Annotated in this window: 14 protein-coding genes, 1 tRNA gene, 2 pseudogenes and 1 CRISPR repeat array; of the genes and pseudogenes, 7 read left to right on the top strand and 10 right to left on the bottom strand. The window is 70.8% G+C overall.

All coding sequences use genetic code 11. The annotated features are described in order from the left end of the window. Positions 1-47: 47 nt before the first annotated feature. The 3 genes from ACIQAK_RS06700 to glmS all read left to right on the top strand — a co-directional run bounded on the left by ACIQAK_RS06700 (position 48) and on the right by glmS (position 3,220). Entirely contained in the window at positions 48-938 is an 891-nt protein-coding gene (locus tag ACIQAK_RS06700; RefSeq protein WP_366387208.1) for a DUF4429 domain-containing protein, read from the top strand. Positions 939-1,035: 97 nt separating this feature from the next. Further along, entirely contained in the window at positions 1,036-1,311 is a 276-nt protein-coding gene (locus tag ACIQAK_RS06695) for a hypothetical protein (RefSeq protein WP_366387207.1), read from the top strand. Between the two features lie 79 nt (positions 1,312-1,390). Then, positions 1,391-3,220 carry a glutamine--fructose-6-phosphate transaminase (isomerizing) gene (gene glmS / locus ACIQAK_RS06690; protein ID WP_366387206.1) on the top strand — a complete coding sequence of 610 codons (1,830 nt, stop codon included), beginning with the start codon at positions 1,391-1,393 and terminating at the stop codon, positions 3,218-3,220. Between the two features lie 219 nt (positions 3,221-3,439). On the opposite strand, the gene ACIQAK_RS06685 is transcribed toward glmS, so the two are convergent. After that, positions 3,440-3,961 (bottom strand): universal stress protein, encoded by a 522-nt coding sequence (locus ACIQAK_RS06685; RefSeq protein WP_366387205.1) that lies wholly within the window; start codon positions 3,959-3,961, stop codon positions 3,440-3,442. A gap of 548 nt (positions 3,962-4,509) precedes the next feature. After that, positions 4,510-4,674, bottom strand: coding sequence for a hypothetical protein (locus ACIQAK_RS06680; protein ID WP_366387204.1), 165 nt, complete (start codon positions 4,672-4,674; stop codon positions 4,510-4,512). A 182-nt stretch (positions 4,675-4,856) separates the two neighbouring features. Here ACIQAK_RS06680 and ACIQAK_RS06675 point away from each other — a divergent pair, with 182 nt between their 5' ends. The 3 genes from ACIQAK_RS06675 to ACIQAK_RS06665 all read left to right on the top strand — a co-directional run bounded on the left by ACIQAK_RS06675 (position 4,857) and on the right by ACIQAK_RS06665 (position 6,886). Next, entirely contained in the window at positions 4,857-6,077 is a 1,221-nt protein-coding gene (locus ACIQAK_RS06675) for a helix-turn-helix domain-containing protein (protein WP_366387203.1), read from the top strand. Positions 6,078-6,087: 10 nt separating this feature from the next. Then, positions 6,088-6,693 (top strand): oligoribonuclease, encoded by a 606-nt coding sequence (gene orn, locus ACIQAK_RS06670; protein WP_366387202.1) that lies wholly within the window; start codon positions 6,088-6,090, stop codon positions 6,691-6,693. Positions 6,694-6,813: 120 nt separating this feature from the next. Continuing rightward, a tRNA-His gene (locus ACIQAK_RS06665) sits at positions 6,814-6,886 on the top strand. A gap of 62 nt (positions 6,887-6,948) precedes the next feature. Here ACIQAK_RS06665 and ACIQAK_RS06660 read toward each other — a convergent pair. From ACIQAK_RS06660 to ACIQAK_RS06625, 8 genes and pseudogenes are all read right to left on the bottom strand, one after another. Further along, positions 6,949-7,335 (bottom strand): annotated as a pseudogene (locus ACIQAK_RS06660) (lytic polysaccharide monooxygenase); the annotation flags it as partial. A 227-nt stretch (positions 7,336-7,562) separates the two neighbouring features. Then, on the bottom strand, positions 7,563-7,877 hold the full coding sequence (locus ACIQAK_RS06655) for a 4a-hydroxytetrahydrobiopterin dehydratase (protein WP_366387201.1): 315 nt from the start codon (positions 7,875-7,877) through the stop codon (positions 7,563-7,565). 2 nt (positions 7,878-7,879) lie between these two features. Continuing rightward, a complete protein-coding gene (locus tag ACIQAK_RS06650) occupies positions 7,880-8,551 on the bottom strand; it encodes a hypothetical protein (protein ID WP_366387200.1) in 672 nt (223 codons plus the stop codon). A gap of 53 nt (positions 8,552-8,604) precedes the next feature. Beyond that, positions 8,605-8,937: direct repeats of the CRISPR family, unit length 24 nt; unit sequence GGAACACCCCCGCTCGCGCGGGGA. Positions 8,938-9,064: 127 nt separating this feature from the next. Further along, the gene (locus tag ACIQAK_RS06645) at positions 9,065-10,099 is read right to left on the bottom strand and encodes a LacI family DNA-binding transcriptional regulator (RefSeq protein ID WP_366387199.1); all 1,035 of its coding nucleotides are present in this window, start codon (positions 10,097-10,099) and stop codon (positions 9,065-9,067) included. A gap of 166 nt (positions 10,100-10,265) precedes the next feature. Beyond that, positions 10,266-11,726, bottom strand: a complete 1,461-nt coding sequence (locus tag ACIQAK_RS06640; RefSeq protein ID WP_366387198.1) for a family 1 glycosylhydrolase — start codon at positions 11,724-11,726, stop codon at positions 10,266-10,268. Positions 11,727-11,891: 165 nt separating this feature from the next. Next, positions 11,892-12,812, bottom strand: coding sequence for a carbohydrate ABC transporter permease (locus ACIQAK_RS06635; protein WP_366387197.1), 921 nt, complete (start codon positions 12,810-12,812; stop codon positions 11,892-11,894). Beyond that, complete coding sequence (locus ACIQAK_RS06630) at positions 12,809-13,831, bottom strand: sugar ABC transporter permease (protein WP_366387196.1); 1,023 nt, start codon at positions 13,829-13,831, stop codon at positions 12,809-12,811. The genes ACIQAK_RS06635 and ACIQAK_RS06630 overlap by 4 nt, the downstream gene beginning before the upstream one ends. A 302-nt stretch (positions 13,832-14,133) precedes the next feature. Continuing rightward, on the bottom strand, positions 14,134-15,459 hold the full coding sequence (locus ACIQAK_RS06625) for an extracellular solute-binding protein (RefSeq protein WP_366387195.1): 1,326 nt from the start codon (positions 15,457-15,459) through the stop codon (positions 14,134-14,136). A gap of 365 nt (positions 15,460-15,824) precedes the next feature. On the opposite strand from ACIQAK_RS06625, the pseudogene ACIQAK_RS06620 reads away from it, so the two are divergent. Continuing rightward, a pseudogene (locus ACIQAK_RS06620) lies at positions 15,825-16,040 on the top strand (aspartate 4-decarboxylase); the annotation flags it as partial. Positions 16,041-16,055: the final 15 nt, after the last annotated feature.

Below are 16,055 nucleotides of genomic sequence, written 5' to 3'. Positions count from 1 at the left end.
CAAGGACCGAGGGCGCTCCCCGGCCACCGGCTGGCAGAATCGCGGGCATGGCGGAAATAATCCAGCGCGACGGCACATGGACGTTCGACGGGGAGACGGTACGCGTCGTGCCGGGGGGCAAGGCGCATCCGGTCCGGCTGGCACTGGGTGAACTGGCCGTGCCCGTGGAGGCCTTGGCGGGCGTCTCGTTCGAGCCGGAGCGCAAGGGCGGCCGGCTGCGGCTTCGGTTGCGCGGGGGCGCCTGCCCGGTGCTGCGGGCCGCCGACGGGCGGCTCAAGGACGGCGCCGACCCGTACGTCCTGACCGTGGAGAAGGACCGCACGGGGGTGGCGGAGTACTTCGTGGACGAGGTCCGCAACGCGCTGCTGATCGAGCAGGTCCCCGACGGCCCGGTGGACCGCTTCCTGCTGCCGGGGCCCGCGCTGCCGGTCTCCGGCGGGGGCGGCGACGGCACGGCGTCCTTCGACGGCGAGAGCGTGCGGCTCACCTGGAACTGGAAGGCCGAGGAGTCCAAGACCGCGAGCGGCCCGGCCACCTTGCCGCTGGCCCGGATCTCGGGGGTGCGCTGGCTGCCCGCGCTGGGCCTGGAGAACGGCTACCTGCGGTTCGAGCCGGTCGACGGGCCGGTCTCGGCCCCGCCGAAGTACGACCCGTACTCCCTGGAGCTGTGGGGGATGTCCAGGAAGGAGTACACGGCGGTCGTGGTCGCGGCGGCGGTGCTGGCCCGGCTGCCGCAGGCCCGTACGGCCGTGGACGGGCCCGCCGGCCCCCCGGCCCTCACCAAGGCGCCCGCGACCGCGCCCGCCGCCCTACCGCCCGCCGACGATCACGACGTGCTGCTGCGGAGGCTGCGGGAGCTGGGTGAGCTGCACCGGGCCGGGGTCCTCACCGACGAGGAGTTCAGCACGGCGAAGCAGGCGATCCTGAGCCGCATGTGACCGGCGCACGACCGGATCGCACCCCTTTTCCGAACCCCCCTGCCCGATATCGGGCAGATTTCTTGCGCTGAAGCGTCCCGGCGCGCAATATCGACGAGTGCTTGAACGCCGCTCGTCGCACGACGACCTCATCGACCACCTCGTACGCTCCACCGCGCTCCAGCGCGGTGAGGCGGCCCGGGTGATCCTCGACGTGCTGGCGTACTTCGACGAGAGCACCGACGGCTTCGTCCGGCGCCGCCACCGCGAACTGCAGTCCGGCGGCCTGGTCAACACGGAGATCTTCGAGCGGATCGCGGCCGAGCTGCCGCACCGCGCCGTGGCGCCGCCGGAGCTCTCGCTCCGCCAGCTGCGCCGCATCGTCTACGGCTGACCGGCCACGGCCGGCAGCCGGGCGCCCGTGCGGGGCGCCGAACGGAATGCGTGTACGTCGATGGAGGGGCAGAGAACACATGTGCGGGATCGTCGGATACATCGGAAAGCGTGACGTGGCACCGCTGCTGCTGGAGGGCCTGCAGCGGCTGGAGTACCGGGGGTACGACTCCGCCGGCATCGTCATCACCGGCAAGGCCGCGGCGGGCAAGCCCGGCACGCTCAAGATGGTCAAGGCCAAGGGCCGGGTCCGTGAGCTGGAGGCCAAGGTCCCCAAGCGGTTCGCGGGCACCACCGGCATCGCGCACACCCGCTGGGCCACCCACGGCGCGCCGAGCGACGAGAACGCCCACCCGCACCTGGACGCGGAGAACAAGGTCGCCGTCGTCCACAACGGGATCATCGACAACGCCTCCGAGCTGCGCGCCAAGCTCACCGCCGACGGCGTCGTCTTCCTCTCCGAGACCGACACCGAGGTGCTGACCCACCTGATCGCCCGCGCCCAGGCCGACACCCTGGAGGAGAAGGTCCGCGAGGCGCTGCGTTCGGTCGAGGGCACCTACGGCATCGCCGTGCTGCACGCCGACTTCAACGACCGCATCGTGGTCGCCCGCAACGGTTCGCCGGTCGTCCTCGGCATCGGCGAGAAGGAGATGTTCGTCGCCTCCGACGTCGCCGCCCTGGTCGCCCACACCCGCCAGGTCGTCACGCTGGACGACGGCGAGATGGCCACCCTGAAGGCCGACGACTTCCGTACGTACACCACGGAGGGCTCTACCACGACGGCCACGCCGACCACCGTGGAGTGGGAGGCCGAGTCGTACGACATGGGCGGCCACGACACCTACATGCACAAGGAGATCTCCGAGCAGGCCGACGCCGTGGACCGCGTGCTGCGCGGCCGGATCGACGACCGGTTCTCCACCGTGCACCTGGGCGGCCTCAACCTGGACGCCCGCGAGGCGCGCGGGGTGCGCCGGATCAAGATCCTCGGCTGCGGCACCTCGTACCACGCGGGCCAGATCGGCGCCCAGCTGATCGAGGAGCTCGCCCGCATCCCCGCCGACGCCGAGCCGGCCTCCGAGTTCCGCTACCGCAACCCGGTCGTGGACCCCGACACCCTGTACATCGCGGTCTCCCAGTCCGGTGAGACCTACGACGTGCTCGCCGCCGTCCAGGAGCTGAAGCGCAAGGGCGCCCGCGTCCTCGGCGTGGTCAACGTGGTCGGCTCCGCGATCGCCCGGGAGGCCGACGGCGGTACGTACGTCCACGCGGGCCCGGAGGTCTGCGTGGTCTCCACCAAGTGCTTCACCAACACGGTGGTCGCCTTCGCGCTGCTCGCCCTGCACCTGGGCCGCATCCGCGACCTGTCGGTCGCCGACGGCAAGCGGATCATCGACGGACTGCGCCGGCTGCCGGAGCAGATCAGCGAGATCCTGGCGGGCGAGGACGAGATCAAGCGGCTGGCGGCGGAGTACGCGGACGCCAAGTCGATGATGTTCATCGGCCGGGTGCGCGGCTATCCGGTGGCCCGCGAGGCCTCCCTGAAGCTGAAGGAGGTCTCGTACATCCACGCCGAGGCCTACCCGGCCTCCGAGCTGAAGCACGGCCCGCTCGCGCTGATCGAGCCCGCGATGCCGACCGTGGCCATCGTGCCGGACGACGACCTGCTGGAGAAGAACCGGGCCGCGCTGGAGGAGATCAAGGCGCGCAGCGGCCGTATCCTCGCGGTCGCGCACCAGGTCCAGGAGAAGGCGGACCACACCATCGTCGTACCGAAGAACGAGAACGAGCTGGACCCGATCCTGATGGGCATCCCGCTCCAGCTCTTCGCGTACCACACGGCCCTGGCGATGGGCCGGGACATCGACAAGCCGCGCAACCTGGCGAAGTCGGTCACGGTCGAGTAGTCGGCCGTACGTCGCATGAGTGGGCCCCGCACGGTCGTGATGACGGTGCGGGGCCCAACTCGTGGCGCGGAAAGGCTTCCTGGCGGCCCATCAGGGCCTTCCAGGGCCTATCAGGACTTCTCCAGAACCCTCGGAACCCCCCAGGTCTCAGGGGCCTCAGGGCTCTCAGGGGCCTCAGGGCCCTCAGAGACCTCAGGGGCCTCAGGGCCCTCAGAGATCTCAGGGGATGACGATGACGGGGCGCTGGGCGCGGCGGGCGAGACGGCCCGCCACCGAACCGAAGATCCGTCCGACGATGCCGTGGGTGGAGCCAACGACGATGGCGTCGGCGCAGTACTCGCGGCCGACCTCCTCCAGCTCGTGGCAGATGTCGCCGCCGCGCTCGACCAGCACCCAGGGGACGTCGGAGAGGTAGTCCGCGCAGGCCAGCTCCAGGCCCAGGACCTCGGTGCGGTGATCGGGGACGTCCACGAAGACGGGGGGCTCACAGCCCGCCCAGACCGTCGTCGGGAGCCGGTTGGCCACGTGGACGATGATCAGGCCCGAGCCCGATCTGCCGGCCATGCCGATCGCGTAGGCCAGGGCCCGCTCACTGGAGGTGGAGCCGTCGAAACCGACCACGACTCCGTGCCGGAAGGCGGGATCGCACGCGGGGCGCGCTTCTTCGACCGGCCGCGGCTCCGACCGGGGGTCGGCTACCTGCTTGCGGTCTGCGGGTTCAGGGATTTCGTGACCGGCCATCGATGTCTCGGCGAAGAGAGTCCTCGTGAGGAGGGAGCGGTTTCGAGAGGTGCGTCTGCAGGTGGTGAGCTCTGTCCGGGAATCATCTTCCCAACCCCATACCCCTAAGGGTACGGCGTCACTCCCCCACTGCCCAGACCCCCGCAAAAGCCCGCGTGGACGTTGGAGGGAGCATGCCCGAGGCGGCCCGGTATGGCAATGCCGGTTGTGTCGTACACGGGCCTGGACGGGGCCGGACGAGGGTGACCGCCCTGTTTTCCGGGACGCGCGGCGGACGTACGGGCCACCGGGAGCGGCCCGGCCGGGCGGGGCGCGTCCGGCGGGCCGTACCGCCGGTTCTCGGCACCGGCGGTCCATCGGTCGGTAATCCGGTTGCCATCGCCCCGGGTCCCGCACGCCTCCCGACGACCCGCCGTACCGCGCCCCGGCGGCCCGAACGCGCCACGTCTCACCGGGCCGAGGGAGCGCATCGGGGCGGGCGTCAGGCGGAAGTTGTGCGCCCGGCGTGACTGGAACCGGCGCACACAACCGTTGCTTTTCAGCCAACTTCACATCTCGGCCGAACCCTTCGCAGAATGGCCGGACAACCCACCGCCCACCTGGCAGGAAGAGACCGCGCGGTACGCTTTCACCCGACGCGGACGGGCCACGTTCGTGAAGGGCACTTCCCTGTGCGCTTCGCGGGTGAAACGCTTCGTGATCGAACGCTTCACGCCACGTTTCCTTATCGACATAGCGCCGGTGGGGGAAGGTGTCACGGCGGGACCACGCGACGCAGTAGATTCGATCTTGAAAATCGGGGGCTGGGGAACCGTGCGAAACCGAGGGGAAACGTGCAGGAGCGGCAGGCCCGTAGGGACCAGGGAGACGCGAACACCGAGGGGGGCTTAGCGTCATGAGCCAGGACTCCGCCACCGCGACGGAGGCCGCACGCAAGCTGACCGGGCGGCGACGCCGGGAAGTCGTTGCCGTGCTGCTCTTCAGCGGCGGCCCTATCTTCGAGAGCTCCATCCCGCTCTCGGTTTTCGGAATCGACCGGCAGGACGCGGGAGTTCCCCGCTACCGCCTGCTGGTCTGCGGCGGCGAGGACGGACCGCTGCGCACGACGGGTGGACTGGAACTGACCACGCCGTACGGCTTGGAGGCGATCAGCAGGGCAGGCACCGTGGTGGTGCCCGCCTGGCGGTCGATCACCTCGCCGCCGCCCGCCGAGGCACTGGACGCGCTGCGGCGCGCCCATGAGGAGGGGGCCCGCATCGTCGGCCTGTGCACGGGAGCCTTCGTGCTCGCGGCGGCCGGCCTGCTGGACGGCCGGCCGGCCACCACCCACTGGATGTACGCGCCGACGCTGGCCAAGCGCTATCCGTCGGTGCACGTCGATCCGCGTGAACTCTTCGTGGACGACGGCGATGTGCTCACCTCCGCCGGTACGGCGGCAGGTATCGACCTCTGCCTCCATATAGTCCGCACCGACCACGGCACGGAGGCGGCGGGCGCGCTCGCCCGCAGGCTCGTCGTGCCGCCGCGGCGCAGTGGCGGGCAGGAGCGCTACCTGGACAGGTCTTTACCTGAAGAGATCGGCTCCGACCCGCTCGCCGAGGTCGTGGCCTGGGCGCTGGAGCATCTGCATGAGCAGTTCGACGTGGAGACGCTCGCGGCGCGCGCCTACATGAGCAGGCGGACCTTCGACCGCAGGTTCCGCTCGCTCACGGGGAGCGCACCGCTCCAGTGGCTGATCACCCAGCGGGTGCTTCAGGCACAGAGGCTGTTGGAGACCTCCGACTACTCGGTCGACGAGGTCGCCGGCCGCTGCGGCTTCCGCTCACCGGTCGCGCTGCGTGGGCACTTCCGCCGCCAGCTCGGCTCCTCCCCCGCCGCGTACCGGGCCGCCTACCGGGCCCGTCGTCCGCAGGGGGTGGCGGAGAGCGCCGCGACGGTGCTGGAGACGGTCGTGCCCAGCCAGGGTTCGCCGTCCGGCCGCAGGGGCACCCCGGTGCCGTCCGGCGCCCCGGTCTCCGTATCGGCGTCGGGGGGCTCCTCGGAGCACTCGCTGCCGGTCCCCGACGCGTACGTTCCCGGGCGCCCGGCCCTGCCGGGACAGCGGAGCGCCCCGTAGGGTGGGGCGTATGAACGACCGCATGGTGTGGATCGACTGCGAGATGACCGGGCTCTCGTTGACGGACGACGCACTCATCGAGGTGGCCGCCCTGGTCACCGACTCGGAGTTGAACGTGCTCGGCGAAGGGGTGGACATCGTGATCCGCCCGCCGGACGCGGCCCTGGAGACCATGCCCGAGGTGGTGCGGCAGATGCACACCACCTCGGGCCTCCTCGACGAGCTGGCCGGGGGCACCACCCTGGCCGACGCCGAGGAGCAGGTCCTGGCCTACGTCCGCGAGCACGTGAAGGAGCCGGGCAAGGCCCCGCTCTGCGGAAACTCGGTCTCCACCGACCGCGGTTTCCTGGCGCGGGACATGCAGAAGCTGGAGAGCTACCTCCACTACCGGATCGTGGACGTGTCCTCGGTCAAGGAGCTGGCCCGCCGCTGGTACCCGCGGGCGTACTTCAACAGCCCCGACAAGAGCGGCAACCACCGGGCGCTGGCGGACATCCGCGAATCCATCGCGGAGCTGCGCTACTACCGGGAAGCGGTCTTCGTCCCGCAGCCCGGCCCGGACTCGGAGCGCGCCAAGGAGATCGCGGCGCGCCACGTGGTCCGCACCACACCGTAGAAAAGCCCTGGTCACGGGCGTTCCGACGCCCGCGACCGAGCTCCGGGAAACGGGGGCGCGAGCACCCTCCCGGACCCTGTACACTTTTTCTCGGCCGGTCGGAAACGACCGGGCGACATGGTGGGTATAGCTCAGCTGGCAGAGCACCTGGTTGTGGTCCAGGATGTCGCGGGTTCAAGTCCCGTTACTCACCCTGATGGAAGGGCCCCGGTCTTCGGACCGGGGCCCTTCTTCATGCCTGCTCCCCCGGTCAGATCAGAACGTGACGTCGGAGCAGGCGTAGAAGGCGTTGCCGGTGTCCGAGATGGTCCAGAATCCGAGAATCAGGTGCTTGCCCGACTTCTGCGGCAGGGCGCCCGCGTGCGTGACCGTGGCGCCCGGCTGCCGGCCGCCGAACGGCACGGTCAGGAAGGGCTGCGGCTCCAGGTCGGGGCGGGTGAGCGGCTTCGCGGGGTTGCACCCGTCCTTGGTGACGTAGTACCGGAAGTCGGTGGTGGCGTGCCGGGCGGTGATCCGCCACCGGAACGTGTGGCTCTGCCCGGCCTGAACGGCGGTGGCGGGCCAGTTCCCGCCGCGCGGGTCGTCCAGCTCGGCGAACCGCTGGTTGCCTCCGGCACAGATCAGCCCGCCATGGGGACCGCCGGTGCGGTGCTCCCAGCCGTGACGGTCAGACCTACCCCGCCAGGTACAGCCCGCAGTCAACCAGGTGTTCGATTAGCAAGGGCTCGCGGTGCTCCTGCGCACCCATCCCCATAGAACAGAGCACGCCCGAGCCGTGGGCCTGGCCCACCTACTGCAAGCACCCATGAGCAGAGGGGTGGGGCGCGTATCCCGTCACCGTCGGGCGTATACACATCCATATGGCCCGGTCACGTGTTGTGAGACTGTGCCTGGTGTGCCGCAGCGATCCGGTCGATCCGCGCGGCCAGATCGAAGTCGGCTGCGGTGAGCCGGTGCCCGGCGTCGTGCGTCGTGATGCCGAACCGTACGTGGTCCCATCGCAGGTCGATATCCGCGTGGTGTCCGATGAGCCGTTCCACGTCTGCGACGTTCATGATCAACGCGACGCCACCGTGGTATCGGATCCCGAACGTTCGGGTGATCGTGTCCCCTTCCCGTGCCCAGCCCGGTAGCTCGGCCAGCTTCGCGGCGATCTCCCCGTCCGACAGCGGATCCTTGCCCATCGTCAGCTCCCCTCGGTCACCGGCGCCAGGATCTCTGCAAGGTCCCGGCCGACCGGGGCATCGTGCCACGGGCGCATCGCCCTTTCCAGCGTGGCGAGTTCCCGGCGCATACGGGCGGAACGGGTCTCGACGGCGATGGTGGCTGCGGTGCGGGCGATATCCACCGCCTGATCCGGCTCCCGAGCTGCTGCGGCGGCGGTCGCCTGCCGGGCCATGTACACCCCGCGATCACGGCGGGCCGTCTCCGGCACCCCCGCGAGCACCTGCGTCCACAGGGAACCGGCCTCGGCACCGGGGCCGAGCCGCCCGTAGCAGGTGGCCCGCTGCACCTCCAGGTATCCAGGTGTCCGACGGCACGCGTTGCCCCACGGCAGGTCGTCGTCGACGCTCGGCAGAAGGCGGTCGGCCCGGTCCAGGAGCTGATCGACGGCGCGACGTTCTCCGGTGAGACTGGCCCCGTGCGCCTGCTGCTGCATCGCCATGACCCGTACTTTCGGCACGAGCCGGTCGGCGTCGTCGAGGACGGCCTCGCACAACTCGACGACCGCGTGCCCGTCACCCAGGTCGGTACGAACGTGCGCCTGGTTCACCAGTGAGTACCCGATGAGGTGCGGGTCGCGGGACCGCACCGCGATCTCCTGCGTCACGCCCCGCCAGAACGCGGCACCGTCCATATCACCGGCGTCCTGGTAGAGCCATCCGACGAGCGCCGCATAGCCGTACGCCGGGGGATACTCCGCCCGCGCGGGGAAGACGACGGCATCGTCTGCTTGGGCGGGGGGACCGGCGGAACACCCCCGCTCGCGCGGGGAAGACGCGCCGACGAGGCACGGGCCGACCTCGTGGAGCGGAACACCCCCGCTCGCGCGGGGAAGACCGCGGCACGACCGTCACAGCCCAGGCCATCGACGGAACACCCCCGCTCGCACAGGGAAGACTGCCGCCACCGCCGCGAGGTGTCCGCAGAGTCTGGAACACCCCCGCTCGCGCGGGGAGGACGCTCCCCGGCATCGGCGACAGCGGCGAGTGGCTGGAACACCCCCGCTCGCGCGGGGAGGACTCCTCCTGACCTGCGACATCAGAGCAGGTTTGCCATTCCTTGACTCTCGGACCCGCTCATCATGAGCACATGCTTTCAGACCTGTACCTCAGCAAGGACAACCGCCGGACAGACCGCCCCAGCGCCTTCACGACGAGTCCCGTACCACCAGCTCCGTCGGAAGCACCACCGCAGGTCTCTCCTCCCCCACCCGCCCCGCGATCTCCTCCAGGAGCAGCTCGGCCATCCGGCGGCCCATCTCCTCGATCGGCTGGCGGACGCTGGTGAGGGCCGGGTGCATGTGGCGGGCGACCACCGAGTCGTCGAAGCCGATCAGGGCCACGTCCTCGGGGATGCGGCGGTCCGCCTCGCGGAGGACCTGGCGGGCGCCGGCCGCCATCACGTCGGAGGCGGCGAAGACCGCGTCCAGGTCGGGGCGGCGGGCCAGGAGTTCGCGCATCGCCCGCGCGCCGCCCTCCTCGGTGAAGTCGGCGGGGGCGATCAGGCGCTCGTCCGGGGGCAGGCCCGCGGCGGCGAGGGCGGCGCGGTAGCCGTCCAGGCGGCGCTGGGCACCGTAGACCTCCAGGCGGCCGGTGATCGTGGCGACCGAGCGGCGGCCTCGGGAGATCAGATGGTCCACGGCGGCCCGCGCGCCCTCGAAGTTGTCCGAGTCGACCGAGGCCAGCGGTTCGGACGCGTGCCGGGCGCCGCTGATCACGCAGGGCATGCCGAGCTGTTCCAGCAGCTCCGGCAGCGGGTCGTCCGCGTGCACCGCCACCAGCAGGACCCCGTCGACCCGGTGCGCGGTCAGGTACTGCGCGAGCCGGCGGCGCTCGCGGTCGTTGCCCGCGAGGGTGAGGAGCAGCTGCATCTCGGTGTCGGCGAGGGCCGCTCCCACGCCACGCACTATGGCGGAGAAGTACGGTTCGGCGAAGAAGCGGGTCTCCGGCTCCGGCACCACGAGCGCGATGGCGTCGGTGCGGTTGCCGGCCAGGGCGCGGGCGGCGCGGTTGGGGACGTAGCCCAGCTCGGCGACGGCCGTCTCGACCGCCGTGCGGGTCGCCTCGCTGACCCGGGGCGAGCCGTTGATGACCCGGGAGGCGGTACCGCGGCCGACTCCGGCCCGGGCCGCGACCTCTTCGAGCGTGGGCCGCCCGCCGTTCCGTACCCGCGCTGCCGCCATGGCTGCCTCCCCGTTCCCGGTCAATTTCTCACAGCCGTACGGTCAATCCAAGTCCTGGATCGATCACTCCGACGAGCGTACGAACAGTGTATTGGGAGCGCTCCCAAGGCCGGATGAAGGCATGGGCCCCGGTATGCCGCCACCGGGGCCCATAGCGCTCAAAGCGTCACGCCTCCGGCGGCAGTCCGTGGCGGGCGATCACCTCGCTGTACCAGTGCGCGCTCGCCTTCGGGGTGCGGAGCTGGGTCTCGTAGTCGATGTGGACCGCGCCGAACCGCTTCGCGTAGCCGTATCCCCACTCGAAGTTGTCCATCAGCGACCAGAGGAAGTAGCCGCGCACGTCGGCCCCGTCGGCCACCGCCCGCTGTACGGCGGCCAGGTGCCCGTGCAGGTAGGCGATCCGCTCCGGGTCGTGGACCTGGCCGTCGGCGTCCGGGACGTCCTCGAAGGCCGCGCCGTTCTCGGTGACCATCAGCGGCAGGCCCGGGTTCTCGCGGGCCACGTCCATCAGGAGGGCGTACAGGCCGTTCGGGTCGACCGACCAGTTCATGGCCGTGCGCGGCTTGCCTTCGGCGAGGTGGAAGGCGACGTGCTCCGAGCCGGGCCACGGTGAGTGGTCGCTGCTGCCGTGGCCGTCGTTGCGGGTGTCTCCGCCGGCGCCGTCGGCGGGCGTGGAGACGATCGTGGGCGTGTAGTAGTTGACGCCGAGCACGTCGATCGGAGCGGCGATGGCCGCGAGGTCTCCATCGCGGACCAACTCCCGCCAGTTCACGATGCGTTCGGTGTCGGTCAGCAGGTCCGCCGGGTACGCGCCCCGCAGCATCGGGCCCGTGAAGATCCGGTTGCCCACCGCGTCGATCCGGCGCGCCGCGTCCGCGTCCGCCTCGCTGCCGGTCAGCGGGCGCACCTGGTGGAGGTTGAGGGTGACCGAGGTCTGCGTGGTGGCGGGGAGGTTGGCGCGCAGCGCCTCGGTCGCCCGGCCGTGCGCCAGGTTGAGGTGGTGGGCGGCCCGCAGCGCGGCGGCCGGTTCGGTGCGGCCGGGGGCGTGGACCCCGGAACCGTAACCGAGGAAGGCCGAGCACCAGGGCTCGTTCAGCGTCGTCCACAGCCCGACTCGGTCACCGAGCGCACGGGCCATGATGGCCGCGTAGTCGGCGAACCGTTCAGCCGTCGCGCGCTCGGGCCAGCCGCCCAAGTCCTCCAGCTCCTGGGGCAGGTCCCAGTGGTAGAGCGTGGCGACGGGCGTGATGCCGGCCGCCAGCAGCTCGTCGACGAGCGAGCGGTAGAAGTCCAGGCCGCGTTCGACGGCGGGGCCCCGGCCGGTGGGCTGGACGCGGGACCAGGAGACGGAGAAGCGGTACGCCTTGAGGCCGAGCCGCTTCATCAGGGCCACGTCGTCCCGGTAGCGGTGGACGTGGTCGGCGGCCACGTCTCCGGTGTCGCCGTTCAGGACCTTGCCGGGGGTGTGGCTGAAGGTGTCCCAGATGGAGGGGGTGCGGCCGTTCTCGGTGGCCGCGCCCTCCACCTGGTACGCGGCCGTGGCGGCGCCCCAGACGAAGCCCGTCGGGAAGGGCGCGGGGGCCGTGGGGGCCTGCTGCGGGGCGGTGTCGGATCGTACGAGTGTCATGTGGGAGCGCTCCCAGAGAGGGGTAGGGGAAAGGCGGAGAAGGAGAGGGAGGGTGCGGCCCGGTTCCGGCCGCACCCGGCCCGGAGAGGCATGGCCGCGCCGGCCGCCGAGCGGATTCCGCTGCGGGGGGTGCGTGGAGCGGTGGCCGGCAAGCTGCTCGCGCGGTCAGCCCTTGACCGCGCCCGACATGATCCCGCCCACGATCTTCTTGCCGAAGACCACGAACACCGCCAGCAGCGGCAGCGTGCTGATCAGCGCGCCCGCCATGACGATGGACTGGTCGGGGGTGTACGAGGCGCTGAGCTGGCCGAGGGCCACCTGAAGGGTCGGGTTCTGCTGGTTGAGGGCGAGGTAGGGCCAGAAGAAGTCGTTCCACGCCTGGACGAAGGTGAGCATCCCGAGCACCATCATCGCGGGGCGGGCCACCGGCAGCACCACGCTCACCACGATGCGGAAGTTGTTCGCCCCGTCGATCTTGGCCGCCTCGACGAGCTCGTACGGCAGCGCCTCGATCAGGTACTGGCGCATGAAGAACACGCCGAACGCGCTCACCAGCGTCGGGAAGATCACCGATTCGAGCTGCCCGCCCCAGCCCAGGCCGGACATCATCATGAAGAGCGGGACCACGCTGAGCTGCGGCGGGATCGTGAGCGTGGCGATGACGGCGGTCATCAGCCAGCCCCGGCCCCGGAAGCGCATCTTGGCGAACGCGTACCCGGCGAGCGTGCAGAAGAAGAGCGTCGCGGCCGTGATGGACGACGAGACGATGACGCTGTTGAGGATCGCCTTGCCGAGGTTGGCCTGCTCCCAGGCCGTCTGGAGGTTCTCCACCAGCCTGCCGCCCGGCAGGAACGGCGGGGTGGAGGCGAGGACCTCGTCCTGGGTGCGGGAGGCCGCCACCAGGGTCCAGTACAACGGGAGCAGCGAGCCGAAGCCGACGACGGCGAGCGCGATGTACGCGAACGGGCCGCCCTTCAGCTGCTGGCCGGCGCCCATCCTGAAGCGGCCGGGGCGCTGCGGGGCGCCGGCCTTCGGGGCCGGTGCGAGCCGCGCGGGGGCGGTGGGGGTGGGGCTGGTCATGGTCATGGCGTCGCTCCCGGTCGGACCGCGGAATCGGAGGTGCGGACGTAGCGGCCGATGAGCCAGTTGGCGCCGGCGATGAGGAGCAGGAGCGCGAGCATCGCCCACGCCACGGCGGCGGCCGGGCCGAGATGGCCGAGGTTCCAGCCGTAGTTGTAGAGGTAGATGCTGAGCGTCTCGTACTGGTTCTCGTTGCCGCCGGTGGCGCCGAGCGCGCCACCTTCCAGCAGCAGCGGCTCACCGAACAGCTGCATGGAGCCGATCGTCGAGATGACGATCGTGAAGAGGATCGTCGGTCGCAGCGAAGGGATGGTCACCTTGCGGAACTGCTGCCAGCGTGACGCGCCGTCCAACGAGGCCGCTTCGTAGAGGTCGTCGGGTACCGCCTGCATCGCCGCCAGGTAGATCAGCGCGTTGTAGCCGGTCCAGCGCCAGATCACGATGACGGAGATGGCGAGCTTCGACGTCCAGTGCCCGTTGGCCCAGTTGACGGGGTCGAAGCCGACCAGGCTGAGCGTCCAGTTGAGCAGTCCGCCGTCCGCCCGGAAGACCAGCGCGAAGACGAGGGCGGCGGAGGCGACGGAGGTCGCGTACGGCGTGAGGATGATCGTCCGCCAGAACGTGCTGGCGCGCAGGCGGTAGTTGAGCAGATGCGCGAGGCCGAGGGCCACCAGGAGCTGCGGGACGGTGGAGATCACGCCGATCAGGAAGGTGTTGCTGACCGAGGTCCAGAACTCCGGGTCGTGCAGGATCTTGTCGAAGTTCTCCCAGCCCACCCACTCCATGGTGTCCAGGCCGGTCATCTCCACCCGATGCAGGGCGATCCAGCCGGTGTAGAGGAGCGGGTAGAGGCCGAAGGCGCCGAAGACCAGGAAGAACGGCGCGATGTACGCGTACGGGGACGCCTTGTCGTCGAACCGCCACAGCCGGCTGCGCCACAACTGCCGCCGCTCGGACGGTGGTTCCTTCTGCGGTTCGCGGGGCGGCGGGATGTACGTGTCCCGGGTGGGGGTCGAGGTTGCCACGGGCGGGAGTCCTTCCCTGGGGGCGTCGGGCGGGCGGCTGGGTGATCGGGCGGCGGTACGGGCGCATGGCCGGCCGGGGCGGGCGGGTGCGGCAGGGACCGGCCGGGGCGGGCGGGTGCGGCAGGGACCGGCCGGGGCGGGCGGATGCGGCAGGGACCGGCCGGGGCGGGCGGATGCGGCAGGGACCGGCCGGGGCGGGCGGGTGCGGCAGGGACCGGCCGGGGCGGGCGGGTGCGGCAGGGACCGGCCGGGGCGGGCACGCCCGGAGTCACCCGCCCGCCCCGGCCCGGGACCCGTTCAGCTCAGCCGATCGCCTTGTCGATCGTCCGGACCGCGACGTCCCAGGCCGCGTCCGGCTTCGTGCCGCGCTGCTCCATGTTGTTGATCTGCGTGGAGATCGAGTCCTTGATCACGCCGTCCTTCGGGCCGAGCACCGCCTCGGGGATGGACTTCGCCCCGTCCGCGTAGATCTGGCCGATGGGCGCGTTGTTGAAGTACGGCAGGGTGGCGCTCTTCACGTCGGGCAGCTCGTAGGCGCCCTGGTTGGACGGGAACACCCCGATCGCCTTGAAGACGGCGGCCTGCTGCTCGGGGGCGGTCAGCCACTTGACGAGCTTGGCGGCCTCCTCGACGTTCTTCCCCGACTTCGGTACGGCGAGGAACGAGCCGCCCCAGTTGGCGGCGGTGGCGCCGGGGGCGCTGGTGATGTCCCACTTGCCCTTGTTGGCGTCACCGGCGTACGTGGAGATCTGGCCGGCCATCCAGGCGGGGCAGACGACGGTGGCTACGGTGCTCTTGCGCAGGGCCGCCTGCCACTGGTCCTCGAACTGGGCCAGGCCCTGCGTCAGCTTCTTGGACGCGGCCTCGGCGGCGAGGTCCCAGCCCTTCTTGACGCTGGCGCTCTCCTTGTAGACCGGCTTGCCGCTCGCGTCGTAGTACTGCTCGGGGCTGGAGCTGACGACCGCGTTGAACATGGCGCTCGCGGAGTCCATGAAGTACGTGCCCTTGGGCGCCTTCTTCTTGTACTCCTCGCCGAGCGCCAGGAAGTCCTCCCAGCCGCCGGCCGTGCGCTTGGCGACCTCGGCGCGGTCGGTGGGCAGGCCGGCCTTCTCGAACAGCTCGCGGTTGTAGCAGAGCGACATGGGGCCGATGTCGGTGCCCGCGCCGATCACCGCACCGCTGGGGGCGGTGGCCTGCTTGGCCTTCCAGGAGCCCCACTCGTCGACGTCGATCACCCGGGAGAGGTCGGCGAAGGAGTCCGCCTTGGTGTCGACGATCTCCTTGATCCGGCCGACCTCGATGCCGTGGACGTCCGCGAGGCCACTGCCCGAGTTCAGCTGCTGGAGCAGCTTGGGGTAGTAGTTCTTCTCCTCGGCGGTGGTGTCCTCCTCGACCGTGATCTTCGGGTTCAGCTTGTGGTACTTCTCGAAGAGCCCGGCCTCCTTGTACCCGAACTGGCCGAAGTCGGCCACGGTCAGCGTGATGTTGCCGTCGGCGTCGGGGCCCTTGCTGCCGGAGTCGGACGAGCCGCCGCAGCCGGTGAGCAGCAGGGCGGTGACCGTCAGGCCCGTGGTGGCCACGATCGCGGTTCTCCGGCGTCGACCGGCGACGCTGCGGGTGATGCGCATTCCACTGCTCCTTGTTGCGGGGAAGTCCTTCGGAAAGGACGGGAAGTCCTACGGGCGGGGAGTCCTACGGGCGGGAAGTCCTACGGGCGGGAAGTCCTACGGGCGGGAAGTCCTGCGGACGGGAGCGCGCGGGATCCCCTCCCCGTCGTCGTGGGAGCGCTCCCATACGCCGATGCCGGAAGGTTCCTGCCTCAAGGGGGTGGGTGTCAAGAGTCGAAGACGATTCCGTTGCCGAAGGATGTCCGGCGCCTCACGCGGGGGCACCGGCCCCGGCCATCCGTCGAGAGGTGAAGGGGGGCGGACCGGTCTTCGGCTGGATCCGCGGGAAGTACCCGACGTTCGGGAACGTTCCGCCGGGTGCCCAGGAGCCGGTGGACCCGCTGTTCCGGCTGGCCGAGCAGACCTCGGTGGTCCTGCTGAACGGGGGCGGCTTCGACGGTCCGGAGTGGTCGGTACGGGTGTCGCTGGCCAATCTGGACGATCTGGACTACCTGAAGATCGGGCACCATCTGCGGGCGATCTTCGACGAGTACGCGGAGGAGTGGCGGGCGGGTGGCACCTCCGGCCCGTCCGGCGCTTGAGGGCATCTTCTCGGG

The sequence above is a fragment of the Streptomyces sp. NPDC088706 genome (assembly GCF_044752765.1).
Lineage (GTDB): Bacteria > Actinomycetota > Actinomycetes > Streptomycetales > Streptomycetaceae > Streptomyces.
Note: the sequence above shows the minus strand (reverse complement) of the source record. Positions and strands in the feature narration are given on the sequence as shown.